21 protein-coding genes and 1 pseudogene are annotated in these 24,320 nt (G+C 71.1%); 5 read left to right on the top strand and 17 right to left on the bottom strand.

Annotated elements, in window-relative coordinates; genetic code table 11:
- Positions 1–62: 62 nt before the first annotated feature.
- The 11 genes and pseudogenes from kynU to ACH4EW_RS07100 all read right to left on the bottom strand — a co-directional run bounded on the left by kynU (position 63) and on the right by ACH4EW_RS07100 (position 10,467).
- A complete protein-coding gene (gene kynU, locus ACH4EW_RS07150) occupies positions 63–1,253 on the bottom strand; it encodes a kynureninase (RefSeq protein WP_398252580.1) in 1,191 nt (396 codons plus the stop codon).
- A complete protein-coding gene (locus ACH4EW_RS07145) occupies positions 1,246–2,094 on the bottom strand; it encodes a tryptophan 2,3-dioxygenase family protein (protein ID WP_398252577.1) in 849 nt (282 codons plus the stop codon). The genes kynU and ACH4EW_RS07145 overlap by 8 nt, the downstream gene beginning before the upstream one ends.
- 228 nt (positions 2,095–2,322) lie before the next feature.
- Positions 2,323–2,736: a DUF3151 domain-containing protein gene (locus ACH4EW_RS07140; RefSeq protein ID WP_398252574.1), complete on the bottom strand. Its 414-nt coding sequence runs from the start codon at positions 2,734–2,736 to the stop codon at positions 2,323–2,325.
- A gap of 57 nt (positions 2,737–2,793) precedes the next feature.
- On the bottom strand, positions 2,794–4,365 hold the full coding sequence (locus tag ACH4EW_RS07135; RefSeq protein ID WP_398252571.1) for an MFS transporter: 1,572 nt from the start codon (positions 4,363–4,365) through the stop codon (positions 2,794–2,796).
- Between the two features lie 16 nt (positions 4,366–4,381).
- Positions 4,382–4,531: pseudogene (locus ACH4EW_RS07130) on the bottom strand (transcriptional regulator); the annotation flags it as partial.
- Between the two features lie 87 nt (positions 4,532–4,618).
- The gene (gene fbaA / locus ACH4EW_RS07125; protein WP_398252568.1) at positions 4,619–5,641 is read right to left on the bottom strand and encodes a class II fructose-bisphosphate aldolase; all 1,023 of its coding nucleotides are present in this window, start codon (positions 5,639–5,641) and stop codon (positions 4,619–4,621) included.
- A gap of 212 nt (positions 5,642–5,853) precedes the next feature.
- Positions 5,854–6,393: an orotate phosphoribosyltransferase gene (gene pyrE / locus ACH4EW_RS07120; RefSeq protein WP_398252565.1), complete on the bottom strand. Its 540-nt coding sequence runs from the start codon at positions 6,391–6,393 to the stop codon at positions 5,854–5,856.
- 99 nt (positions 6,394–6,492) lie between these two features.
- Positions 6,493–7,290: an aldose 1-epimerase gene (locus ACH4EW_RS07115; RefSeq protein WP_398252562.1), complete on the bottom strand. Its 798-nt coding sequence runs from the start codon at positions 7,288–7,290 to the stop codon at positions 6,493–6,495.
- Positions 7,291–7,312: 22 nt separating this feature from the next.
- Positions 7,313–8,242 carry a carbon monoxide dehydrogenase gene (locus ACH4EW_RS07110; RefSeq protein ID WP_398252559.1) on the bottom strand — a complete coding sequence of 310 codons (930 nt, stop codon included), beginning with the start codon at positions 8,240–8,242 and terminating at the stop codon, positions 7,313–7,315.
- Between the two features lie 78 nt (positions 8,243–8,320).
- A complete protein-coding gene (locus ACH4EW_RS07105; RefSeq protein ID WP_398252556.1) occupies positions 8,321–9,928 on the bottom strand; it encodes a polyamine aminopropyltransferase in 1,608 nt (535 codons plus the stop codon).
- A gap of 17 nt (positions 9,929–9,945) precedes the next feature.
- Positions 9,946–10,467, bottom strand: a complete 522-nt coding sequence (locus ACH4EW_RS07100) for a DUF2617 family protein (RefSeq protein ID WP_398252554.1) — start codon at positions 10,465–10,467, stop codon at positions 9,946–9,948.
- Between the two features lie 789 nt (positions 10,468–11,256).
- On the opposite strand from ACH4EW_RS07100, the gene ACH4EW_RS07095 reads away from it, so the two are divergent.
- The 4 genes from ACH4EW_RS07095 (at position 11,257) to ACH4EW_RS07080 (ending at position 14,974) form a co-directional block, all read left to right on the top strand.
- A complete protein-coding gene (locus tag ACH4EW_RS07095; protein ID WP_398252551.1) occupies positions 11,257–12,426 on the top strand; it encodes a pyridoxal phosphate-dependent aminotransferase in 1,170 nt (389 codons plus the stop codon).
- A 154-nt stretch (positions 12,427–12,580) separates the two neighbouring features.
- A complete protein-coding gene (locus tag ACH4EW_RS07090) occupies positions 12,581–13,129 on the top strand; it encodes a hypothetical protein (RefSeq protein WP_398252548.1) in 549 nt (182 codons plus the stop codon).
- 211 nt (positions 13,130–13,340) lie between these two features.
- Positions 13,341–14,246 carry a LamG domain-containing protein gene (locus ACH4EW_RS07085; RefSeq protein ID WP_398252545.1) on the top strand — a complete coding sequence of 302 codons (906 nt, stop codon included), beginning with the start codon at positions 13,341–13,343 and terminating at the stop codon, positions 14,244–14,246.
- A 143-nt stretch (positions 14,247–14,389) separates the two neighbouring features.
- The gene (locus ACH4EW_RS07080; RefSeq protein WP_398252542.1) at positions 14,390–14,974 is read left to right on the top strand and encodes a sigma-70 family RNA polymerase sigma factor; all 585 of its coding nucleotides are present in this window, start codon (positions 14,390–14,392) and stop codon (positions 14,972–14,974) included.
- Positions 14,975–15,010: 36 nt separating this feature from the next.
- On the opposite strand, the gene ACH4EW_RS07075 is transcribed toward ACH4EW_RS07080, so the two are convergent.
- Positions 15,011–15,955 (bottom strand): hypothetical protein, encoded by a 945-nt coding sequence (locus ACH4EW_RS07075; RefSeq protein ID WP_398252539.1) that lies wholly within the window; start codon positions 15,953–15,955, stop codon positions 15,011–15,013.
- A 243-nt stretch (positions 15,956–16,198) separates the two neighbouring features.
- On the opposite strand from ACH4EW_RS07075, the gene ACH4EW_RS07070 reads away from it, so the two are divergent.
- Positions 16,199–20,581, top strand: a complete 4,383-nt coding sequence (locus tag ACH4EW_RS07070; protein WP_398253321.1) for an FtsK/SpoIIIE domain-containing protein — start codon at positions 16,199–16,201, stop codon at positions 20,579–20,581.
- Between the two features lie 90 nt (positions 20,582–20,671).
- On the opposite strand, the gene ACH4EW_RS07065 is transcribed toward ACH4EW_RS07070, so the two are convergent.
- The 5 genes from ACH4EW_RS07065 to ACH4EW_RS07045 all read right to left on the bottom strand — a co-directional run bounded on the left by ACH4EW_RS07065 (position 20,672) and on the right by ACH4EW_RS07045 (position 24,266).
- Positions 20,672–21,922 (bottom strand): hypothetical protein, encoded by a 1,251-nt coding sequence (locus ACH4EW_RS07065; RefSeq protein WP_398252536.1) that lies wholly within the window; start codon positions 21,920–21,922, stop codon positions 20,672–20,674.
- A 10-nt stretch (positions 21,923–21,932) separates the two neighbouring features.
- Positions 21,933–22,631, bottom strand: a complete 699-nt coding sequence (locus ACH4EW_RS07060; RefSeq protein WP_398252533.1) for a hypothetical protein — start codon at positions 22,629–22,631, stop codon at positions 21,933–21,935.
- Between the two features lie 31 nt (positions 22,632–22,662).
- The gene (locus ACH4EW_RS07055) at positions 22,663–22,959 is read right to left on the bottom strand and encodes a hypothetical protein (RefSeq protein WP_398252530.1); all 297 of its coding nucleotides are present in this window, start codon (positions 22,957–22,959) and stop codon (positions 22,663–22,665) included.
- Between the two features lie 65 nt (positions 22,960–23,024).
- Entirely contained in the window at positions 23,025–23,324 is a 300-nt protein-coding gene (locus ACH4EW_RS07050) for a WXG100 family type VII secretion target (protein ID WP_398252527.1), read from the bottom strand.
- 381 nt (positions 23,325–23,705) lie between these two features.
- Positions 23,706–24,266 (bottom strand): YbjN domain-containing protein, encoded by a 561-nt coding sequence (locus ACH4EW_RS07045; protein ID WP_398252524.1) that lies wholly within the window; start codon positions 24,264–24,266, stop codon positions 23,706–23,708.
- Positions 24,267–24,320 lie beyond the last annotated feature (54 nt).

The raw sequence follows: 24,320 nt of genomic DNA, 5'->3' as shown, positions 1-24,320 counted from the left end.
GGGACGGTACCAGCACGGAAGGTTCCCGTCCCCGCCGACGGATCACGACAGGGGCCCCTGGATCACGCCCCCAGCACCTCACCCAGTACCCGCGCCGCACGCTCCACGTCCGCGAACCCCACGTACAGCGGCGTGAACCCGAACCGCAGCACGTCCGGCCGCCGCAGATCCCCGACGACACCCCGCGCGATGAGCGCGCTCATCACCGGTTCCGCGTCCTCGCACCGCAGCGCGACCTGGCTGCCGCGCTCCGCGTGCGCGGCCGGGGTGACGGAGGTGACCCGGCCCTCGGGCACATACGCGGTGACGCACTCCAGGAAGAAGTCCGTCAGCGCCAGGGACTTGGCCCGTACCGCCTCGATCGACACCCCGTTCCACACGTCCAACGACGCTTCGAGCGCCAGCATGGAGAGGATGTCGGGGGTGCCGACCCGGCCGCGTACGGCACCGTCCGCCGGGACGTATCCGGGTGTCATGCCGAATGGGTCGGCGTGCGACGTCCACCCCGGCAGGGGCGAGTCGAAGGCGGCCTGGTGGCGTTCGGCGACGTACAGGTAGGCGGGCGAACCGGGGCCGCCGTTCAGGTACTTGTACGTGCAGCCGACCGCGAGGTCCACGCCGTGCGCGTCGAGGCCGACGGGCAGGGCGCCCGCGCTGTGGCACAGGTCCCAGACGGCGAGGCCGCCCGCCGCGTGCACGGCCGCGGTGAGTCCGGGCAGGTCGTGGAGCCTGCCGGTGCGGTAGTCGACATGGTTGAGCAGCACGGCCGCGGTACGGGGGCCGAGGGCGTCCGGCACCTCGGCGGGGGCGACCGGGACGAGCCGGTGGCCGGTCATCCTGGCCGCGGATGCTGCGATGTACCCGTCCGTGGGAAATGTCGTCGCGTCGACGAGGATCTCGTCGCGGCCCTCCGGTGCCAGCCGGCTCGCGGCGACGACGGCCTTGAAGACGTTCACGCTGGTCGAGTCGCCGACGACGATCTGCCCGGCGGCGGCCCCGACGAGCGGGGCGATCCGGTCGCCGATCCGCTCGGGTGCGGTCCACCATCCGCTCTCGTCCCAGGACCGGATGCGCAGCTCACCCCACTCGCGGGTGAGGACCTCCTGCATCCGGGCGGGTACATGGGCGGGCAGCGCACCGAGCGAGTTGCCGTCGAGGTAGACGGTGTCGTCGAGGGTGAACAGCTTGCGCAGATCGGCGAGGCGGTCGGCGGCATCGAGTGCCGCGGCCCGCGCGGCGAAGGTCTCAGACATGGCTGCGCGCCGTCCACAGCTCGGGGAAGACGTTCTTCGTGGCCCGTTTCTCCAGCCACGCGACCCCGGCAGAACCACCGGTCCCGGTTTTCGAACCCATCGCGCGCCGGGTGGCGAGAAGATGGTCGTTGCGCCAGCGCCACACCAGTTCGCCGACATCGGTGAGCACCTCGCCGAGCCGGACCAGCTCGTCGTGCTGGTCGGGGTTGGCGTAGATCTCCGCCCAGACGGCCTCGACCTCGGGGGACGGCTCGTACCTCTGCGTCAGGTCCCGGTCGAGCACGGCCTGCGGTACGGCATGGCCGCGCCGGGCGAGCAGGGCGAGCGTCTCGTCGTACAGACCCGGTTCGCCGAGCGCCTTCTCCAGCTCCGCGTGGACGCGGGGCGCACCCCGGTGCGGCACGAGCATGGACGCGGACTTGTCACCGAGCAGGAACTCCATCCGCCGGTACATCGCCGACTGGAAGCCGGAGCCCTCACCGAGGGCGGCGCGGTAGGAGTTGAACTGGGCGGGGGTGAGCTGGGCGAGCGGTGTCCAGGAGGCGTTGAGCGCCTCCAGTTCCCGCAGAGACCGCTTGAGCGCGTCGCGTGCGACGGGCAGCCGGTCCTCGCGCAGGGCGTGCGCGGCGGTCTCCCACTCGTGGACGATGACGGTGAACCACAATTCCATGACCTGGGTGGTGATCAGGAAGACCATTTCGCCCGGATCGTCGGAGCGAAGGTGCTGGAGATGGGTCAGGACATCCGCCTGGACATAGTCCTCGTACGGAGTCGTTCCCGCGAAGTCGAGGTGCGGGGTCTGCGCACCGGTGGCTTCGCGGTCGGGGGGGATGGTCGACATCGCTGTCTCCTCGACACAAGCTTCCGGGTAGCGGTCCGCCCCTTCCCTGAGGTGGTGGAGCTCCGGTCCCCTGCCCGCATCCTAAACGGAGCCCGCAGGAGCCCGCAGGAGCGCGCAGACCCCGCAGATACCGGCGCATCTGCGGGGTCCGGAACATCACAAGGTGTACGTATACGCCCCTGGTGCCGGACAGCCCTTACGACCTGGGGGCGATAGGGCCGCGTTTCGTCAGCCGAGGGTTTCGGCGGCGGTCGGCGAGGAGTCGCGCAGGAACGTCGAGCAGCGCTCGTACTCCTCCTGCTCGCCGATCGCCCGGGCGGCCCGCGCCAGGGCGTGCAGGGCGCGCAGGAAGCCGCGGTTCGGCTCGTGCTCGAACGGTACGGGGCCGTGGCCCTTCCAGCCGGCCCTGCGCAGCGCGTCGAGGCCGCGGTGGTAGCCGGTGCGGGCGTAGGCGTACGACTCGATGACGCGGCCGCCCTCGAACGCCTCGTCGGCGAGCTGTGCCCAGGCCAGGGAGGAGGTCGGGTACTTCGCGGCGACATCGGCAGGGGCCGTGCCGTTCGCGAGCAGCTCGCGCGGCTCCGGGTCGTCGGGCAGGTGGGTCGGGGGAGGCCCCCCGAGCAGGTTCTCGTGGATCGACATGGGTTCAAGTGTGCCTGGCGCACGCACGCCGGGGGTACCCGGGCACCGTGCGGTGGGTCAGTTCGCGCCGGGGGTACCCGGGCGCCGTGTGGTGGGTCCGGAGGGCCGGTTCGCGCCCGGTTTGCCCTTCTCCTCAGGCGTGGGTTCCAGGGGCGGGGCGACAATGCCGCAGTGCACCGTGCACTCGGGGTGCGCCTTCTCCTTCTCGTCCGCCGTGACGGGAGGCTTACGTACGGTCGCCCAGGCGATCAGCGAGCCCAGCGCGAGCAGCCCGGCACACATCGGCATGGCCCGCCGGAACGTCGCGGCGAACTCGTCGGCGTTCCGGTAGGCCTCCGGTCCCATCCCGGCGAGCAGCGGCAGCGCGGCCACCGCGATCAGCCCTGCGGCGCGGGCGGCCGCGTTGTTGATCCCGCTGGCGAGACCTGCCCGTGCTGTGTCCACGGAGGCCAGGACGGTTGCGGTGAGCGGTGCCACCAGGGTGACGAGTCCGATGCCGAGCACACCGACCGCCGGAAGCACATCGGTGAGGTAGGCGGAGACGGAGTTCGACCCCGGCCCGACCCTCATCATCAGCAGCATCCCGGTGGCGGCGACCAGTGGGCCGACGGTGAGCGGGATGCGGGGCCCGATGCGCTGCCCCAATTCGCCCGCGGAGGCGGAGAACAGCAGCATCAGCACGGTCGCGGGCAGCAGAGCCGTGCCGGCGCCGAGAGCCGAGTACCCGGCCACGACCTGGAGCTGGATCGCGGAGAGGAAGAAATAGCCGCCGAGCGCCGCGTACACGCAGAGGGTGATGATGTTGACGACGGTGAACTGCCGGGACGCAAACACCGAGGGCGGCAGCATCGGCTCCGTCCGCCGCCGCTCCACCTGCACGAATACCGCCCCGAGCACGATCCCGCCGACGACAGCCCCGATCACCACCGCGGACGCCCCCTGCCCCGGCGCCTCGATCAACGCGTAGGTCACCAGGGCGAGGGCGAGCGCGCCGAGCACGGCGCCCAGTACGTCGAAGCGCCCGTGCGCGTCGGGGTCACGCGATTCCGGGACGTGGCGCAGCGCCGTCGGCAGACAGACCGCGGCGAGCGGCACGTTGAGCAGGAACACCCACCGCCAGCCGGGCCCGTCGACGAGCCAGCCGCCGACGAACGGCCCGATGGCGGCGCCGACCCCGCCGAACCCCGACCACAGCCCGACCGCGCGGGCCCGGTCGTCCGGGTGGAAGCTCGCCTGGATCAGTGCCAGCGAACCGGGTGTGAGGAGCGCCCCGCCGATGCCCTGGAGGGCGCGGGCGGTGATCAGGACGGCGGCATTCGGCGCGATGCCGCACAGCACGGACGCGGTGGCGAACCAGACGACTCCGACGACGAAGACCCGCCGCCGCCCGTACCGGTCGCCGAGGGCGCCGCCGAGAAGGATCAGCCCGGCGAGGGTCAGCATGTAGGCGGTGACGGTCCACTGGAGGGCGGCCAGATCGGTGCCGAGGTCCTTGCCGATGCGGGGCAGGGCGACGTTGATGACGGTGGAGTCGAGCATGGCCATGCTGGAGCCGAGGACGGTGGTGAGGACGACCCAGCGTCCGGTGGGGGAGGCGACGCGGATGGCTCCCGTCTCTGCGTCAGGCATATGAGCAGCATCGCCGCTCCGGGCCGGAAGGGCCATCGGGGTGGGGGCGGCTCGGCGGCAGCAGTCCATCCACCCCGAACCGGTCCGCGCCCCCGTCCCACTGGACGCACCAGGTGCCCCGGCGGTCGACGAGGGTGTCGAAGTCATAGCGGGCACTGGAACTCACAGGGCCCCCTCGCTTCTTCTCCCGGACATGCTCCGGGCCCGGCACCCCTTGGGATGCCGGGCCCGGAGCCACACTTCGTACCGGCTGCTACTTCAGCCTGGTGCCGGTGGAACGCAGGTTGGCGCAGGCCTCCGTGACACGCTTGGCCATGCCCGCCTCGGCGGACTTGCCCCAGCTGCGCGGGTCGTAGACCTTCTTGTTGCCGACCTCGCCGTCGACCTTCAGCACACCGTCGTAGTTGCGGAACACGTGGTCCACGATCGGGCGGGTGAAGGCGTACTGGGTGTCGGTGTCGAGGTTCATCTTCACGACGCCGTTCTCCAGCGCGGTGGCGATCTCCTGCTCGGTGGAGCCGGAGCCACCGTGGAAGACGAAGTCGAAGGGCGACGACTTGCCGTACTTGGCGGCGACACCCTGCTGGAGGTCCTTCAGCAGCTCGGGACGGAGCACGACGTTGCCCGGCTTGTAGACGCCGTGGACGTTGCCGAAGGAGGCGGCCAGCAGGTAGCGGCCCTTCTCGCCCAGGCCGAGCGCCTCGGCGGTGCGCAGCGCGTCGTCGACGGTCGTGTACAGCTCGTCGTTGATCTCGTGCGTGACGCCGTCCTCCTCGCCACCGGTCGGAGTGATCTCGACCTCAAGAATGATCTTGGCGGCGGCGGCCTTGGCAAGCAGCTCCTGGCCGATGGCCAGGTTGTCGGCGAGGGTCTCGGCCGAGCCGTCCCACATGTGGGACTGGAACAGCGGGTTCTGGCCCTTGGCCACGCGCTCGGCGGAGATGTCGAGCAGGGGACGTACGTAACCGTCCAGCTTGTCCTTGGGGCAGTGGTCGGTGTGCAGCGCGACCGTGACGTCGTACTTGGCGGCGACGATGTGCGCGAACTCGGCGAGAGCGACGGCGCCCGTGATCATGTCCTTGTTGTGCTGGCCGCCCAGGAACTCCGCCCCACCGGTGGAGATCTGGACGATGCCGTCGCTCTCCGCCTCCGCGAAGCCGCGCAGTGCAGCGTGCAGGGTCTGGGTCGACGTCACATTGATGGCCGGGTAGGCGAACTTGCCTGCCTTCGCCCGGTCGAGCATCTCGGCGTAGACCTCGGGGGTTGCGATGGGCATCTGTCCACTCCTTGGGATGTGCGAGTGTGCGTTGCTGGTTCCCTGACCTGGGGGCGACGTCATCGTCGCCCCCATCTTCCCAGAATCTCGCTCCGGCTCCACCCGTCCCGTCCCCCGCTACCCGGACGAGCGATCCACGGGCATGCGTCGAGGGCGGACCGTTTCACGTGAAACAGCCCACCCTCGACAGAAACCGCAGGTCAACCCCTACGTCAGGCCAGATCGAGGTCTGCCACCGTGTAGGCGTGGACGTACGGCAGCCCGGCCTCGACAATGGCCGGAGCCGCTCCCCGCTCCACGATCGTGGCGACGGCGACGACCTCGCCACCGGCCTCGCGCACTGCCTCGACGGCCGTCAGCGGCGAACCGCCGGTCGTCGAGGTGTCCTCGACGACCAGGCAGCGGCGGCCCTTCACATCCGTGCCCTCGATGCGGCGCTGCATCCCGTGCGCCTTCTGCGCCTTGCGGACGACGAACGCGTCCAGCTCCTGCCCACGCGCGGCGGAGGCGTGCAGCATCGAGGTGGCGACCGGGTCGGCGCCCAGCGTCAGCCCGCCCACGCAGTCGTAGTCCAGCTCGGCGGTCTCGTCGAGCATGACCTGACCGACCAGGGGAGCGGCCTTGCCGTCCAGCGTGATGCGGCGCAGGTCGATGTACCAGTCGGCCTCAAGACCCGAGGAGAGGGTCACCTTGCCGTGTACCACGGCCTTGTCCTTGATCTGCTGGAGCAGCTCAGCACGTACGTCAGTCATGGCTACGAGCTTAGGGCGTGTTGCAGGGCGGGCCCCGGCCGGACGGGACTTTCGAAGCACGCCCTGGTGCCGACCGCCTCAGGGCCTGCACCCCGCCGGTCAGAGCCTGCGCCAGCTCCAGGTCGTCGCAATCTCCAGCGGCTCGATCGGAGTGACATACCGGGGCGCGGTGTTCAGCCCGTTCGGCGGGCCGGACTGCGGCTCCACACAGACCGCCTCGGCCTGCTCGTCGTAGATCACGACCCACTCGGCCCGGCTCTTCACGGTCAGTTCCAGCTGCTGCGGCCAGGTGAGCGTCACATCGACGCCGTCCGGCATCCCGAAGCAGTCGTCCCACGGGCCGGGCAGGGGCGGGACGCGGCGGCCGGTCGGCAGATGGTTCTCGCCACGCTCCTCCTGCCAGGCCGCGTCGAAGGCGATCTTCACGTTCTTGCCGCAGCCGAGATCCCGCAGGAACCAGGGGTGCCAGCCGGCCTGCGCCGGGAACGAATCCCCGTACGTCTCGATGCCGAACGCAAGCGTGAGCGAGTCCTCGGACAGCTCGAAGGTCTGGGTCACCCGGCCCGGATACGGCCAGGGGTCGGCGAGGTCGTAGTAGAAGGCGGCCTGCCGCTCGCCCACCCGGGCGGTGCGCCAAGCGGTGTCCCTGCCGGTGCCGTGGATGGCATGCGGCGGGGAGTTCAGCGGCAACCGGTGCGAGACGTCACCGTTGTGGAATCGCCCGTTCTCGGTGCGCCCGCACCACGGCACCATCGGGAAGCAGCCGTAGCGCTCCCCCTGCCGCAGCAACTCGGTGCCGCCGATCCGCAGACTGCTGATACGGCAGCCGTTGGCGGGGTTCACAGTCAATTCTGCGTCGCCGACGGACAGCCGGACGTCCTTCTCGCTGCTACTCACCCGACCGACATTACTGGCGCGGCTACCTCCGCCGCCTCAGCGCCCGGCCCACCACGACAGCCGTCGCGAGCGCGAGCGCGGCGGCGGGGGCGACCCAGCGGAGTGTGGCGCCCGCGGTGGTCGAATCGGGGGACGGTACGGGGGCGTACCTGCCGCGCGGCGGCGCGTGGTCGACCTCCTCGGCGCTGCGGCCGATCATGGTGCGCCTGGCATGCGCGGCCTCGGCCGGGGGACCGTCGGGGACGGTGAACTCGACCTCCGCCACGGGGTCGAGCGACGGCGGGGGCACGGGGGCGTCGAAGACGGCGCCCGTGCCCGGGGGGTTCTCGGTGGAGGGCGTCTCGTCCGCGGTGGCGCCGTCGTCGGTGTCGTCGGCGGCTTCCGCCGCAGTACTCCGGGTAGTGTCAGCGCCGGTCGCGTCGGCCTCCTCGGCCGCCTCCTCGATGGCCTGCTCCACCGCTTCCCCGACGGACCGCTCGGCCTCGCCGAGGGCCTCGCCCACCTTGTCGCCGCCCGCCAGCGTCTCCGTCACCAACTGCTGCGCAAAGCGGTCCAGCAGCCGGCGGGCCGTCGCGAGCGCCGTCGCCGGGTCCAGCTCCAGGATGCGGCCGTCGCCGCTCGCCGTACCCGCGAACCCGATCGCCGTGCCGTCGTCCTTCTGCGTCAGGCTGATCGTCAGAGCCAGCTTCGCCGAGCCGGTCCCCCGGGCCTCGACGCCCTCGCCCGCCACCAGGATTCCGTCGTCCGGGCCGCTCTGCAGGGAAACGGTCAGCACACCGCGGTACGTGATCGTGTGGCCGTCGACCCGGACCTTGAGCCGGCCGGACAGCAGGCCCGCGGACGCGTCGGCGTCCTGCTGGAGCCCCGGTACACAGCGCGCGACGCGGGCGGAATCGCCCAGCGTCCGCCGCAGGGACGGGGCCGGAACCGGAACGAACACCTCATGCTCCATGGAAACCGAGCCTACTCAGCCCAGGCCATCACGTCAGCGGTTCCGCGTCGCAAAGCCGCCGGGCGTACGGCGTCCGGCTCACCGGTCCCCCCAGTACCGTGGATGCACCAGCGTCGACGGCGGCAGCCCGTGCAGCCGCCCGCTCTCCGCTTCCCGTCCCGCACGCATCAGCGAGCCCCGCGTCAGCGACCGCAGCATCGGCGCCCCCTGGGCGAGGCGGAGCGCCGGCGCCCCGGCCGACCGGGCGAGGACGAAGCCCCAGCCGTGCATGGCCTGCGCCCGGTGCGTGGCCCGGTCGGGGCCGGCCGCGACATCGGAGAGCCTGCCGCTGATCCGGTACGGGCGGGTGTGCAGGCCCGCCGCCCTCATCGACGCCTCCACCGTCCAGTACGCACGCGGCCGGGTCACCGGCGGGCCCCCGTGCACCACCAGCCGGCCGCCCGGCGCGAGGACCTCGGCGACCAAGCCGTAGAACTCCGCCGAGTAGAGCTTCGTGCCGGCGAAAATTCCGGGGTCGGGCAGATCGGAGATCACCACGTCGTAGCCACCGTGCGCCTCCCGCAGCCAGGTGAAGGCGTCCGCGTCGACGGCCGTCAGCCGCGGATCACGGTACGCGTGGGCGTTCAGCGCCGAGAGCGCACGGTCGGTACGGGCCAACCGGGTGACGCCGGGGTCGGGCTCGACGAGGGTGACGCTGCGTACGTCCGGGTAGCGCAGCACCTCCCGGGCGGCGAGACCGTCGCCGCCGCCCAGGACCAGGACACGGGCGCGTGGGCCGTTCATCGCCGGGTGCACCAGCGCCTCGTGGTAGCGGTACTCGTCGCGCGCGCTGACCCGCAGCCGCCCGTCCAGATACAGGTCCAGGGAGCTGCGGCCCGCCCCCGTCAGTACGACCTCCTGGACCCCGGTCTGCACCGCGACCCTCACCCCGTCCCCGTACACCGCGCGCCGAGCCGCCCGCTCGAAGTCGTCGACCAGTGCGGTGGCGGTGGCGAGTACGGCGATCACGGCCACGTTGACGAGGATCAGCAGCCACCGCGAGCGCGGGGTGAGGTCCCGCCGGAACACCCACAGCACCAGCGCCCCGCCCGCCGCCGCGTTGACCGCGCCGGTGAACAGCGCCCCGGTGAGCTGTCCGAGCACCGGCAGCAGCAGAAAGGGGAACGCGAGCCCGCCGACCAGCGCGCCCACGTAGTCGGCGGCGAACAGATCCGCTACGGTCCCGCCCGCGTCCTGCCGGTCGACGCGCTGGATCAGCGTCATCAGCAGCGGGATCTCCGCACCGGTCAGGACGCCGATCGTGAGCGAGAACCCCACCAGGGCGTGCCGCGACTCCCCGATCCAGGCGAACGACGCGTACAGCACGACCGCCGAGGAGCCGCCCACGAGTGCGAGCGCCGCCTCGATCAGCCCGAAACCAACTGCGGGACGACTGCGTAAACGTTTCGCGAGGAGCGAGCCGACACCCATCGCGAACACCATCACGGAGAGCACGACGGACGCCTGGGTGACGGAATCGCCGATCAAGTAGGAGGCGAGCGCCACCAGTTCGAGCTCGTAGACCAGACCGCAGGCGGCACAGATGAAGACAGCGGCCAGCACGAGACACCGACAGGTCCTCGGCCGTACGGGAAGACGCGCCGTGCCGCTCCCTGTCGTTGGTGAGGTCGTACGTGGCGCGCCCACAACGGAGTTGGGCCGCGTCAGAGTGCTGCCACCGGCATCCGAACTCCCACTTGGGTGCGCGTCACCACCAACTGCCCCTCCTGCGGGTACGCATGCCAGGTGCGCCACCGCACCTGGTCCTCGGTCCGCTGGGCGAGCAGGGCGGTGAAGGCGTGCGGGCTGCCGGGGAACGTCCCGGCGAGACCGTGGGGATGGTCGGTCACGAGCGCGAGGAGCTCCTGCGCACGCTCCGCGAACGAGCCCGCCGAGAGCGTCTCGACGCGGGCCGCGAAGTCGTACTTCCACTCCCCGAGCCGCTCGGAGACACCGAGCGGGAGCGGGGTGCTGCTGCCGGGGATGCACGCGACGGTTTCGGAACAGGTGCCCTGGTTCTCCTCCAGGAGCACCTGGTGGGAGGCGCCGAGCAGGCGCAGTTGGAGTCGGGCACCGGCGAGATCGAGGTCGAGCACGGCCAGGGCGGGGAGTGGTTCGCGCCCCAGCGCCCAGGCCAGGTCGGCAGCACGGGTGTCGGAATAGGCCGTCTGGAGGGTCGTGAGCATGGGTCGGCTCCGCAAACAAGCGTGGACACATGGACAGGGGACGCCTCCGACGTGCTGCACGTGGGAGGTGGGAAGCGCCCGATCAGGTCCAACTCGGGTCCGAGGGCTGGATGTTCTCTCAACCGAGGGAATCACGAAGTAAGCCGCGCCCACAGCTTTTTTACCCAACTTGACGCGGTTTCCATCCCCTCGGGGGCCTCTCGGTTCATCTGTTCAACGGCATCTCGCGGAAAGCCCAAACAAAAAGGTGCCCGGCGGGAGTTCCCCCGCCGGGCACCTGTGGGACACCGAGCCGCACGGGCCCGGCACCGGGCGTGTGGCCCTGCCCGGTCACGGATCAGCTGCCCCGTGTCAGCTGCCTCCGCCGCATCCGCCCCCGCCGCCGCACGAGGAGCCGCCACCGCACGAGGAGTGACCGCCACCGCACGAATGCCCCCCGGAGTGACCACCGGAGTGACCGCTGCTGCTTCCGCAGGAAGAGCCACCGCCGCTGTCACCTCCCGCCCACCAGCTGCCACCCTCGCCCCCGCCGCCGCTCGAACCCCGGCGCGCGCTCCGCCCGCGCCTCTTCTTCCGGTTGCCGGCCCCCACCAAAAAGATGACCAGCCCGATCACGGCAAGCGCGATCAGCACCGAAACAAAAGTCCCCACCGACCTCACGTCCTTCCGTTCCCCCGAAGCGAGGCCCCCCGCTTCCGTCCGCTTCCTGCGTGAGTGGGGGATGCCCCCGGCCCCGTACGGCCAAAGCAGACTTGAGCAACTCCAGAGCTTCCGCACAGGATTGCGGTCATGACACAGGGACGACCGCTGCTCAACCGCCGCCTCGCCGAGTTCGGCACGACGATCTTCGCGGAGATGTCGGCACTTGCCGTACGGACCGGCTCCATCAACCTCGGCCAGGGCTTCCCCGACACCGACGGCCCCGAGGAAATCAGGGAGGCCGCGGTCCGGGCACTGCGCGCCGGGCACGGCAACCAGTACCCGCCGGGCCCCGGCATCCCCGAACTGCGCACCGCGATCGCCGACCACCAACAGCGCTTCTACGGCCTCCCCTTCGACCCCGACACCGAGGTGCTGGTCACCGCCGGCGCCACCGAGGCCATCGCCGCGGCCCTGCTGGCGCTGCTGGAGCCCGGCGACGAGGTCATCGCCTTCGAGCCCTTTTACGACTCCTACGCCGCCTGCATCGCGATGGCCGGCGCGAAGCGTGTACCGCTCACCCTGCGTGCCCCGTCTTTCCGCCCAAACCTCGATGAGCTGCGCACCAAGATCACCCCGCGAACGCACCTCCTGCTCCTCAACACCCCGCACAACCCAACGGGGATGGTTCTCACCGCCGAAGAGCAGAGCGCCATCGCCGCACTCGCCATCGAGCACGACCTGCTTGTCGTCACCGACGAGGTGTACGAGCACCTTGTCCATGAGGGCACGCACCGCCCTGTCGCGGCCCTGCCCGGAATGCGTGAGCGTACTGTCACCATTGGCTCGGCCGGCAAGACCTTCTCCTTCACCGGATGGAAGGTTGGCTGGGTCACGGCGAACGGCCCGCTCGTCTCCGCCGTCCGGACGGCCAAGCAGTACCTGACGTACGTCAGCGCGGGCCCCTTCCAGTACGCGATCGCCGAAGCGCTGCGCCTGCCGGACACGTACTTCGACAGCTTCCGCGCCGACCTGCGACGCAAGCGCGACCTGCTCGGCGACGGGCTGCGAGCGGCCGGGTTCGAGGTCTACGAACCCCAGGGCACGTACTTCATCACCACCGACATCTCCCCGTTCGGCGAGAAGGATGCCTACGCCTTCTGCCGCGCCCTCCCCGAACGCTGCGGCGTCGTCGCCGTCCCCAATTCCGTCTTCTACGACACGCCCGACGTGGGCCGCAGCCAGGTCCGCTTCACCTTCTGCAAGCGCGACGACGTTCTTCAGGAGGCGGTCGGCCGCCTGCGGCGCCTGGCGTCCTGAACCCGCGCGCGCCCTCCCTGGCGATCAGGACGACGATCCCGGCGACGGTGCTGTCTCACAGGCCTGTCACAACTTACCTGCACACAGAACCACTTCCGGATCGGACGCGTGCTCACCAGTGACACATCTCTGCCCGCACCTCCTGAGGACATTCATGACGCGCAGATGGCTGCTCATCACCACGATCACCGTATTGACCGTCGCGCTGGCCTTCGTCGTCGTCCAACTGGTGCGCGGCCAGGACTCCGGAAAGGAACAGGCCGGACCGAATCCGGCCGAGCCGAAACAGGCCGGGGCGAAACCGGCCGCGTCGAGCCGGACCGACGACAAGAAGAACAGCAACGGCCCCGTCCCGGCCGGCTACCTCGGCACCTGGTCGGGCTCCATCGACAACGCCGCGGGCCGCTCCACCCGGGAACTCGTCATCCGGCAGGGCACGGTCGGCCGGACCGTCCTCACCCTCACCGCGGACGGACCGCTCGACAACGGCAGCTCCTACCACTGCGTCTTCCAGGCCGACCTGACCGCCGAACCGTCCCCGAACGGACCCGTCGAGGTCGGCCCCTCCACGGTCGTCGTCGGCGAACCCATGTCGTCCTGCACCGCGGGCAAGCCCACCACGCTGACCTTGCTCCCGGACGGCACCCTGAGCCGGGAAACCCCGGAAACCGGCGAGAAGCTCACATACACCAAGGCCGACTGATCAGCCCATCAGCGCGGAACGTCACAACTCCCCATGTTCCACTGCCCCGTACAAGGAGTCGCCGCATCTCCCGGCACACGGGCGCACGTCCAGGGGCGGACAGGTCCGCCGTCTCACACGCCTGTTACAACTTACTTGCACACAGAACCACTTCCGGTTCGGACGCGTGATCACCAGTGACACATTTATGCCGCATCTCCTGAGGACATTCATGACACGCAGATGGTCGCTCATCACCACGATCACCGTATTGACCGTCGCGCTGGCCTTCGTCGTCGTCCAACTGGTGCGCGGCCAGGACTCCGGAAAGGAACAGGCCGAGGCGAAGCCGGCCGCGTCGAGCCCGGCCGCGTCGAAGCTGGCCAAGGCGAAGCCGGCCAAGACGAAACCGGCCAAGGCGAAGAAGCCGGCCCCGTCGAGCCCGGCCCCGTCGAAACCGGCCCCGCCGAAACCGGCACCGTCGAAACCGGCCGCGCCGAAACCGGGTGGCCACGCCGAGTCGCTGCAGGGCCTCGGCTGGTGGCCCCTGCACCAGTCCGGCTCCGCGAAGGCCGGCGAGCAAAACGCCGTGGTCAGCGGCGGCACGCAGTGGACCGACGGCCCCGAGGGCGGTGCCTTGCACCTGGACGGCACCAGCGGATACGCGGACTCCAACACCCGGCTCGACACCGTGAGCAAGGACTACTCGGTCGCCGCGCGGGTGCGCCTCACCCCCGAGGGCATGACCGGCATGCGCACGGCCGTGTCCCAGGACGGCGACGGGATCAGCACGTTCTTCCTCCAGCACTCCGACCAGGACGGGAACTTCGCCTTCAGCTTCTTCGGTGCCCGTACGGTCGCGACGACGCCCAAGCCGCAGCCCGGCCGCTGGTACCACTTGACCGGCACGTACAGTCAGAAGGACCAGCGGATGCAGATCTACGTGGACGGTCGGCTCGCGGGAACCAGGTTGGCCTCCAACGGCGTGAAACCCACTGGCACTGTGGTGATCGGACGCGCCAAGTTCGAGGGGAAGGCGACCGACTACTGGAACGGTGACATCGCCGACGTACATGTCTACGACCGGGAGTTGACGTCCCGCGAGGTGAGCTCGCTTTCCTCTCACGAACCGGGCTGACCGGCGCTGACGGGGCGAGTTCACCGCCGCCGCAGGCCGACGGGCGTCGCACAGGCGCACGGCGCCTCGCGGCGGCGCCTGCCGGTTGTCCCGCAGCCGGCGGAACCCGTCTTCCCCCACAGACGACCGGAGAGGAAAGGCCCTTGTCGGCCAGCGCTTCGACCGAAGACCTCATTCCTGGCCCCCGCGCCGCGGAACCCCATGCCGACGAGTTCCTCAGAGCGCTCTACCACTTCCACGGCAGCGCGTTGCTGAAATTCGCCGCACGGCGGATGGAGGGCGACTGGCACCGCGCCGAGGACGTCCTCCAGGAAGTCGCCATACGCGCCTGGCTGCACGCCGAGGAACTCGACCCGACCACGGACTCGGTGCGGCCCTGGCTGTTCACCGCGCTGCGCAATCTGGTCATCGACGGCCACCGGGCCCGCCAGGCCAGACCGCCGGAGACCGGTGACCCCGAACTCGCCCACCTGCCGGTGCCCGACGGCGTGGACCAGATACTCACCTCCCAGGTGCTCATCAACGCGTTGCGGGAGCTGCGGCCGGCACAGCGCGAGGTCCTGCTGCACGTGCACTACCTGGGACGCAGCGTCAATCAGACGGCCGAGATCCTCGGCGTGCCGCCCGGCACCGTCAAGTCCCGGACGTACTACGCCGCCCGCGCCCTGCGCGAAGCACTGCACAGCCACGGGCTGTACGCGGGCGGCCTGTACCGCGAGGCCGGATGACACTTACGACCTGGGGGACGATCGGCAGCGGCATCGTTATGACAGACGTCCCGCGTGCCGGGTGATCTCCAGGCCGAGCGGCCCGGTGTCGAGCGACCCGCCCGCATCGGCACGCCAGCGCCACCCCGTGGGCGCCTCGCCGACCACCAGCAGCGCGTCCCCGCGCCGCAGACCGGCCAGTGCCCCCTCCCGTCGCGGGAGCTGCGAGGCGTCCACGACGAACAGATGCGGCGCCTCGCCCTGGACGGCGATCCGGCTGCTGCCCTCGATCAGCCGGAAGATCTGGGTGACGTCGGGCGATCCGGGCTCCGGCGCTCCCGTTCCCGACGCCGCCGATGCCGTGGCGAACGCCTCCTCCAGGGTGGCCGCGCCGTGCAGACGCGAGGTCCGCGGCTCGTTGCCGGAAAGAAGCCCGCCGTCGGCCAGGGATCCCACCAGGGTGACCTCGGCGAGCGCCCCCACCGGGCCGGCGAGCGCCTCGGTGACGACGGCCCGTACCAGGCTGCGCACCTCCTTGTCCGGACCCGTCACCGAGACGGGCCCCGCCGCCCGGGAGAGGTCGACCAGCACGCGGTCGGGTCCGTCCAGGCCCACCGTCACCGTCAGCGCGTACGGCAGGGCCGGTTCGCCCTCCGGGCCGGGGCGGTGCAGATCGTCGGGCGAGATCGTCCAGCGCTCGCCGTCCGCCTCGACGGTCCAGGGCGCGGGGGCGGTCTCCTCGGCCCCGGCCAGCAACAGTGCGAGCCGCTCCTCGGAGTAGACGACGGCGTACAGGTCGGGCAGCGACCGGCCGGAGCGCAGGCACTCGCCCGTCAGCCGGCGCAAGCCCGCGTTGACCACGTCCAGCGCCTCCCGGCCCACGACGGCCGCCGAGGCGGCGACGGGCTTCGGCGGGCGGGGCTTTCGCTCGGTGACGATCAGCGCGGCCACCGCCCCGATCAGCGCCAGCCCCAGCACCACGGCCAGGACGTACCAGATCATCTTCTGACTCCTTGTCGGGACGCCCCGGCGGCGGAGCCGGGACGGTCGAGAACGAGGGCGGCACAGTCGCTGCGCAGTGCACCCGATGGCCACTACGGCGCCCGTCCGTGGATGGTTCACCGGTGCGCCGGGTGAACCATCCGCGGACGGGCGCCGTAGGTCCCGTCAGTGGCACGGGAGCCGCCGAGTGCGGCTGCCGATGCCCCCCATTCACGCCGGCTGGAGGACGTTCTCGTGTCGTTGATGTTGACCGTGGTCGAGGAGGGCGGTGACGCGTTCGACGTCCACCTCGACGCCGACCCCGACACGCCCGTGGGCGCTGTCGCGGAGGCGCTGGCCGGGGCGGGAGGCGTCCACCGGCCCCCGGAGGGCCTCGGCCTGTACGCCGGCGACCGGCTGCTGCCCGCCGATATGCGGCTGCGGGACGCGCCGCTGCACCACGCGGCCATCGTGGGCCTGGGCCGCCCGGCGGGCACCGTGTCGGCCGAACCGCACGGGCTGGTGGAGGTCCGTGCGGTCGGCGGGACCGGCGCGGGCGCCGTGCACCGGCTCGACATGGGCGAGTACCGGATCGGGCTGGCCCACGACGGGACCGCCCAGGTGCTGCGCGCCGTACCGGACCGTCCGTTCGCCGTCCTGGCGGTGGGCCCCGGAGGACGCTGCCGTATCACGCCCGACGCCTCCGCGCCGGGCGGCGGCACCCTGCAACTGGACCGCGAGGACCTCGCCGAGGCGACCGCCTGGCCGGCCGGCGCACAGCTCCTCGTCGGGGACAGCCTGCTCGAACTCGCCCTCCCGCAGAAGCCGGACGCGGCCGTGCAGCCGTCGGAGGACGGCACCGGCTGGGACTACAACCGGCCGCCGCGGCTGCGGCCGGCCGAGACCGCCACCCGCTTCACCCTGCCTTCCCCGCCCGCCCCGCCCGCCCCCCGGCCGCTCCCGTGGATCACCGCGGCGGCCCCGCTGGTGATGGCGGGGGCCGGGGCGCTGATTTTCGACCGTATGTCGATGCTGCTGTTCGGGCTGCTCTCCCCGGTCGCGATCCTCGGCAACTATCTGATGAGCCGGCGCACCGGGCGCCAGACCCACTCCGACACTGTCGCCGCCTACGAGGAGAAGAAGGCACGCATCGAGGGCGACGCGGCGCAGGCCCTGGCGGACGAACGCACCGCCCGGCGCCGCGGTTTCCCGGACCCGGCCGAGGTCGTCCTGACCGCCGTCGGCCCCCGGCGCCGCCTGTGGGAACGCCGTACCTCCGACGCCGACTTCCTCGAACTGCGCATCGGAACCGCCGATCTGGCCTCCGACGTGGTGCTTCAGGACCCGACGAAGGACGAGCACCGCCGCGAGGACCCGCGGACCGCGTACGACGTCCCGGTGACCGTCCCGCTGCGGGAGCACGACGTCCTGGGCATCGCCGGCGAGGGCCCGGCCGCACGCGCCGTGGCGCGCTGGGCGGTCGCCCAGGCCGCCGTCCTGCACAGCCCCCGTGACCTCCAGATCCATCTGCTGACGACCGGCGAACGGGGCCGGGACGGCTGGTCCTGGCTGCGCTGGCTGCCGCATGTGCGCAAGAAGTCCGGCGACACCCCGGCCAGCATCGGCTACGGCACGGAGACCTGCGCCCGGCGGGTCGCCGAACTCACCGCGCTGATCGTCGAGCGCGCCGGACGGGCGGACCGGCGGAACCGGCCCGCCGGGCCCGATGTGCTCGTCATCCTCGACGGAGCCCGCAGGCTGCGTTCGCTGCCCGGCGTGACGCAGATCCTGCGCGACGGACCGGCCGTCGGCGTCCGCGCGGTCTGCCTGGACGCCGAGGAGCGGCTGCTGCCCGAGGAGTGCCACGCCGTCGTCGCCGAGGAGCCCGGCGGAACCGTACGGGTGGGACGCTCCGGGAGGGGCACCGTCGGGGGCATCCGGCCCGACGCGGTGTCCCTGGACTGGTGCCGTTCGCTGGCCCGCGCGATGGGCCCGCTGCGGGACCCGGGCGGGGCCGACGAGGAGGCCGCGGTGCTCCCCGGTTCCGCGCGGCTGCTCGACGTCCTCGCCCTCGACCCGCCGCAGGCCGCCGGTATCCGGGCGCGCTGGACGGCCGGGGGCCGCTCGACCCGGGCGGCCGTCGGCGTCTCCCTGGACGGCCCGTTCTACCTGGACCTGCGGCGCGACGGCCCGCACGGGCTGGTCGCCGGTACCACCGGCTCCGGCAAGTCCGAACTCCTCCAGACGCTGGTCGCCTCGCTCGCGGTGGCGAACCGTCCGGACGCGATGACGTTCGTCCTGGTCGACTACAAGGGCGGCTCCGCGTTCAAGGACTGCGTCGACCTGCCGCACACCGTCGGCATGGTCACCGACCTCGACGCCCACCTCGTCGAGCGGGCCCTGGTGTCGCTGACGGCGGAACTCACCCGGCGCGAGCACATCCTCGCCGCGGCCGGCGCCAAGGACATCGAGGACTACGTCGAGCTGCTGGAGCGCAACCCGGCGGGCCGCGCGCCGATGCCCCGGCTGCTCATCGTCATCGACGAGTTCGCCTCGATGGTGCGCGACCTGCCGGACTTCGTGAAGGGTCTGGTCAACATCGCCCAGCGGGGCCGCAGCCTCGGCATCCACCTGATCCTCGCGACGCAGCGCCCCAGCGGCGTCGTCTCCTCGGAGATCCGCGCCAACACCAACCTGCGCATCGCGCTCCGGGTGACGGACGCCGGCGAGAGCCAGGACGTCCTCAACTCCCCCGAGGCCGCCGGGATCTCGCAGGGCACCCCCGGTCGCGCCTACGTGCGCCTGGGCCAGAACTCCCTCGTGCCGTTCCAGTCCGGACGCGTCGGCGGCCGTCGGCCCGGTGCCGCGGCGACATCGCTGCCGGCACCCTGGGCGGTGACGGTCGGCTGGGAACGGCTCGGCGAGCCGCTCCCGCCGCGGCCCCGCGCCGCGGCCGTACCCGCCGAGGTGGAGACCGACCTCACCGGGCTCGTCACGGCGATCCGCGAAGCGGACCGGGAGATGGGCATCCCCGCGCAGCACAGCCCCTGGCTCCCGCCGCTGCCCGAGATCCTGGTCACCGGCGAACTGCCCCCGCCCCCGCCCTCGGACTACGACCTCGCGCCCGTCGCGTACGGCGTGGTGGACCTGCCCGCACAACAGGCCCGGCTGCCCCTGGTGATCGACCCGGCGACGCTCGGGCACCTGCACATCATCGGCTCGCCCCGGCAAGGCAGGTCGCAGACACTGCGCACCATCGCCGGCACTCTGGCCTTCGCCCATTCCCCGGACCAACTGCACATGTACGGCATCGACTGCGGCAACGGCGCACTGCTGCCCATCGAGAAGCTGCCGCACTGCGGGGCCATCACCCAGCGCAGCCAGCCCGACCGGGTGGCCCGGCTGCTCGCCCGGCTGAACGGGGAGCTGACCCGGCGCCAGGAGATGCTCGCCACCCGCGGCAGCGCCGATCTGCCGGAGCTCCGCCGCGCTCTGCCGGAGGCCGAACGGCCGCCGCACATCCTGCTGTTCATCGACCGGTGGGAGGTCTTCGACAAGCAGCTCGGCGAGTACGACTCCGGGAACCTGCTGAGCTCCGTGCTGACCCTGCTCCGGGACGGCGCGAGCGTCGGCATCCATCTGGTGATGACCGGTGACCGGGCGCTGTTCTCCAGCCGGGTCAACGGCTCCACCGAGGACAAGCTCGTGCTGAAGCTGAACGAGAAGTCCGAGTACGGGATGATCGGCATCACCCAGCGCAACGTGCCCGACGAGATCCCGCCGGGCCGCGCGTTCCGTGCCGCCGACAAGGCGGAGGTGCAGATCGCGCTCCTCACGGACAACCCGGAAGGCCAGGCGCAGGCCGTGGCGCTCCAGCAGATCGCCGAGCACTGCCGCGAGCGGGCCGCCCAGCTGCCGGGCTCCACCCGGCCGTTCCGCGTCGACACCCTGCCGGACCGGCTCACCTGGGAGGAGGCGACCCAGTACGTGCCGCAGCCGCTGTCGTCCGCACGGTGGGCCCTGTCCGGTGTCGGCGGCGACGAACTCACGGCGTTCGGGCCGGACTTCGCCATCACGCCGACCTTCCTCGTCGCCGGACCCGCCCGCTCCGGCCGCAGCACCGTCCTGGCGACGCTGGCGCTGTCGCTGCTGTCGGTCCAGACGCCCGTCGTCGTCGGCGCGCCCGCCAGGTCGCAGTTGCGCCAACTCGCCGGACGGCCCGGGGTCCTCGCGGTCTTCGACGAGTCCGACATCGACCCCACGGCGCTGGAGGAGGCGCTGGCGTCCTCGCCGCAGGGGGCCGTGGTGATCCTGGACGACGCCGACCTGCTGCTGAAGACGAAGGCCGAGCCCGTCCTCACCCAGATCGCCAAGTCCGGTGCCGAGATGGGCCGGGGCCTGGTGATCGCCGGGCAGACCGACCGGCTCTCCTCCGGCTTCTCCGGCTGGCACACCGAGGCCCGCCGCAACCGGTGCGGTCTGCTGCTGAAGCCGCAGAACATGAGCGACGGCGAACTGATCGGCGTCAAGGTGCCCCGCAGCCGCCTGGGCGCGACCCGCCCGGGACGGGCGATCCTGCACCTGGGCGACGGCGTGCTGCGCACCGTCCAGGTCCCGGAGACGGTGCTTCCGCCGGCCGGGAACTGAGCGCCTGGCTCTGAAATCCCACGGAAGAGGGCTCCCGCCCCGGCGACGGCCGGGGCGGGAGCCCTCACGCATGACGGGACGCGGCCCGGATCAGGTCGATCCCTCCACATAGCTGGGGTCGCGCACGATCGTGCCCTGCGTCCCGTGGGGGACGGCGCCGTTGATCGCCCAGCCGAGGCCGGCCACTCCGATGAGGTTCGAGCTCTGGTCGATCCACCCCGCCGTCTTCGTCCAGATGTTGGTGATGCCCGGCAGCTGCTTCACGATGCCCGGTGTCTTCAACACGACACCGGGGATGTTCTTCAGCAGGTTCGCGACCAGCTCGCCCGGGTTCTTGAACCCGGTGAACGCCTTGATGGTGGGGACCACGCTCTTGATGTTGATCTGGATCGTCTTGAGGTTGTTCCCGACGGTCTTGAGGGTGTTCGCGATCCCGCCCAGATTGGCGATCTTGATCAGACCGATACCGCCGAGCACCAGCCCCAGGCCGCTGAGAACCATGTCGAGCACATCCCACTCGCCCGACTGAATACTGTCGACGATGTTCATGATGAACGGGATGGCAGCGGTGACCAGACTGGCGATCGTCAGGATGAGCCCCAGGCCCTGCAATCCGGGGATGAGCATGGCAATGATGCCCAGGGCGGCGCTGATGAAGCCGAGCACCTTCTTGAAGATGTCCTTGATCTTCTCCCACAGGCTCTTGCCCGGGACCGCCTCGCTCGTCGCCTCGTCCAGGGCGCGGGCCGCCGTCGAGGCGTCCGTCTCGCGCAGCTCCCGCGCGTCCTCGGCGAGCATGCGGGCGGCGTCGAGATCCCGCTGGGCGCTGTCGACGTCCCCCTGCGCCCGCGCCTGGTCGTTCCGGGCATTCTCCATGGCCTGCCGCGCACTGCGCCGGGCCGCCTCGTCGTCCGGCGGGGGCGGGTCCGCCGCGTCCAGGCCGCTGATCACGGAGCCCGCCGCGGCGGCGGCGTCGGTGGCCCGCTGCAGCCGCTCCTTGGCGTCCCGCCCTTCGACCAGGGCGTTGTCGGCCTTGCGCTGATGGTCCCCCAGCTGGTCGGAGTAAGTGTCCAGCGCGCGGGCCGCCTTGTCGTACGAACTGTGCAGCTTCTCCACCTGATTGGCCAGGTCCCCGAGCTTGTCCCGGAGTTTCTCCATGGCCTTGCCCTCGCCGAGCTGGCCGTTCTTCAGGCCGCTGACGATGGGGAGCGCCTGCTCCGCGTCGTCAGCGACGGACCGGTACTGGCCCGCGAGCTTCGCGAGCATCTCCGCATCGCCCGGCGTCGGGTCGTCCGAGAACCCGAAGACCGTCTCCCAGTCGGACACCGCTGGCCGCGCCATTGCCGCGCCCTCACTTTCCGTTCTCGTCCGTGCCCTGCGGGCTCTGTGCGGCCGGCGCAGCCGTGCCCTTGCTCTTGACTTCCACGAAGCGCAGCGTCCCCGCGATGGCGTCGAACACCTCGAAGAACTGGTCCTTGAGCTCCACATTGGGCGTGGAGCTGGAGACCAGCAGGTATTCCCGGCGGTTCGGGATCGGGAACAGCGTGTGCAGCAGCGCCGTACGCACCGGCGTGCCCTTGTAGTCGATGTCCTCGATCGAGGCGATCCGCCCGACCGGTCCGACGTCCGGAAGCTCCAGCAGATCCACCTCGCGCGGCGGATACCCACTGCTCTGCGGGTCCCCGGCCTGCATGCTCGCCCCGAACAGCACCTCGGCCAGATCCGCCGACTGGTCCTCCGGCACGGGCATCCGCAGCACGACGGACGTGGCACTGAGCATCGCGTCCCCGCCGGGGAACCTGACCATCCCCGCCGCCTGGAGCGCCCCCCGGGCATAGGCCTCACGGGCGGTCCGGCGGGTGTCGCGGATCAGGCCGTCGAGCCGCTCGCGGGAAAGCTGCGGAACCCCCTTCGCCTGGTGCTCGATACGGCGGCGGATGGACGCGTCCCGGGTGCTCGGGTCGAGGTCCAGATACCACCAGGAGCCGGGGTAGCGCATCTTGTAGTGCGCGGGCGCCCCCGTAGCCCGGTCCGTGACCGGATGCGTCATCACGCATGTCCCTTCTGCCAGCAGGCTCTCGTCAGGTCTTCTTGGAGTCGTCCAGCGCCTTGACGGTCTCGTCGTCCGTCTGCGTGAAGGCGTCGGAGATCTTCTTCGTGTTCTCGGAGAAGACCTTCACGTTGTCCTTCACCTTCTCGTGGCCCCTGCCCCATGCGTCGTCGAAGTCGGCGAGGGAGTCGGCGAGCCTCGAATCGCCCACGTCGCCCTTCGATCCGACGTCGCTGAGCCGCGCGGTGTTGTTGATCCGCTCCCCGATGTCCTCAAGTGACTTGACCGTCTCGTTCAGGTCCTCAAGGGGGACACTGATGCGGGTCATCGGTTCCTCCTCTCCGGCCGCCGCCCGGTCCCGCCGCAGAAGGGCGGGACCGGACACAGGGCACGTCAGCCGATGGAGCCGGACGTCTGGTCGTCGGTGTCGACGAACGCGTCGGCGACCTGCTTGATGAACTCGCTGACGCCCTGCAGGCCCTCGATCGCCTTGTCGGTGCCGTTCTTGTACTCCTCCCAGAACGGACGGAACTTGGTCTCGGAGCCCGGCGTCGAGTAGGCCGCCTCGACCATCTCGTCCATCTTGGTGTTGGCCTCGTGGAGGCTCTGCTGCATCAGTTCCTTCTGGTGCTGCAGCCAGATCGACGCCTCCCGCATCTCTTCCGGGCTGATGTTGATGTTGCCGCCGGCCATGTCGGCTCCTTCTCTCGTTTCGGGTCGCCGCGGCCGCTGAGCCGCGCACACCGGGCTGTACGGGGCACCCGGCGGGGCGGTTCATGCCTGTTGCGGAACAGTGACGAAAGTGGCGGGCCGACTCCCTGATCAGGCCTGCGAACTGGCCCCCATGGCCCGCAAGGCCCATCCCCAGCTCTGGCGTGACGCTCCCTCACCGAACCGGACAGCCGCGCGACACGGGGAGGTGCGGTGCCGGAGAAGGCAGCGCCGGGCGGCCGGCAGCACCGGAGGCAGACCGAGATTCTCGTGCGGCACACACACCCCGTGAAAACAGCCCGGCCCGGGGCGGCGGTCTCCATGACCGTCGCCCCGGGCCGGGCTGTCACTGCTGTGCGGGACTCAGGCGTCCGGTGCGGCCTGCTCCGTGCCGTCCGTCTTCTCCTCGGCCGGCGTCAGGCCCAGACGCTCCTGCAGCCACTTGTCGAACTCGATCGAGGCGCGCACCCAGCTGACCGTCGACGAGACGAAGTGCTCCAGGCTGACACCCGTACCGATGAGCATCTGCGCCTCACCGATCAGACGGACCGAGGCCTCGGTCTCCCCGGAGCCCTCCTCGGGCTCGTGGGTGTGCGTGTAGACCTTGGGCCACAGGGTGCGGCGGTTCCAGTCGTCGACCGCGTCGAGGAGGACCGGGCGCTGGTCCGCGGCGTGCGGGCGGTCGTAGAACGTACGGACCGAGAAGACCTGCTGCTCGTCCTCACCACGGAACATGAAGTACGTGCGGAAGTCCTCCCACGGCGCCGCGAGGTCACCCTCGTCGTCGACGACGTACTTCAGCTCCATCTGTTCGAGGAGCTGCTTGACGAGGTCCTGGTCAGGGACGACGGGGCCCTCCGGTCCTGCGGCCTGCGGTTCGGGCTGGCCCCCGAAATTCGGAATCGAGGACGGATCGATGCTCACCGTGTTTTTCCCTTCGTGCGGTTGCCGCCATCCTCTCCCATGGCGGGCGGGTGA

This window comes from Streptomyces sp. NPDC018000 (genome assembly GCF_044328025.1).
Classification (GTDB): Bacteria; Actinomycetota; Actinomycetes; order Streptomycetales; family Streptomycetaceae; genus Streptomyces.
The sequence above is the reverse complement of the archived record's forward strand: the minus strand, read 5'-3'. Positions and strand labels throughout refer to the sequence as shown.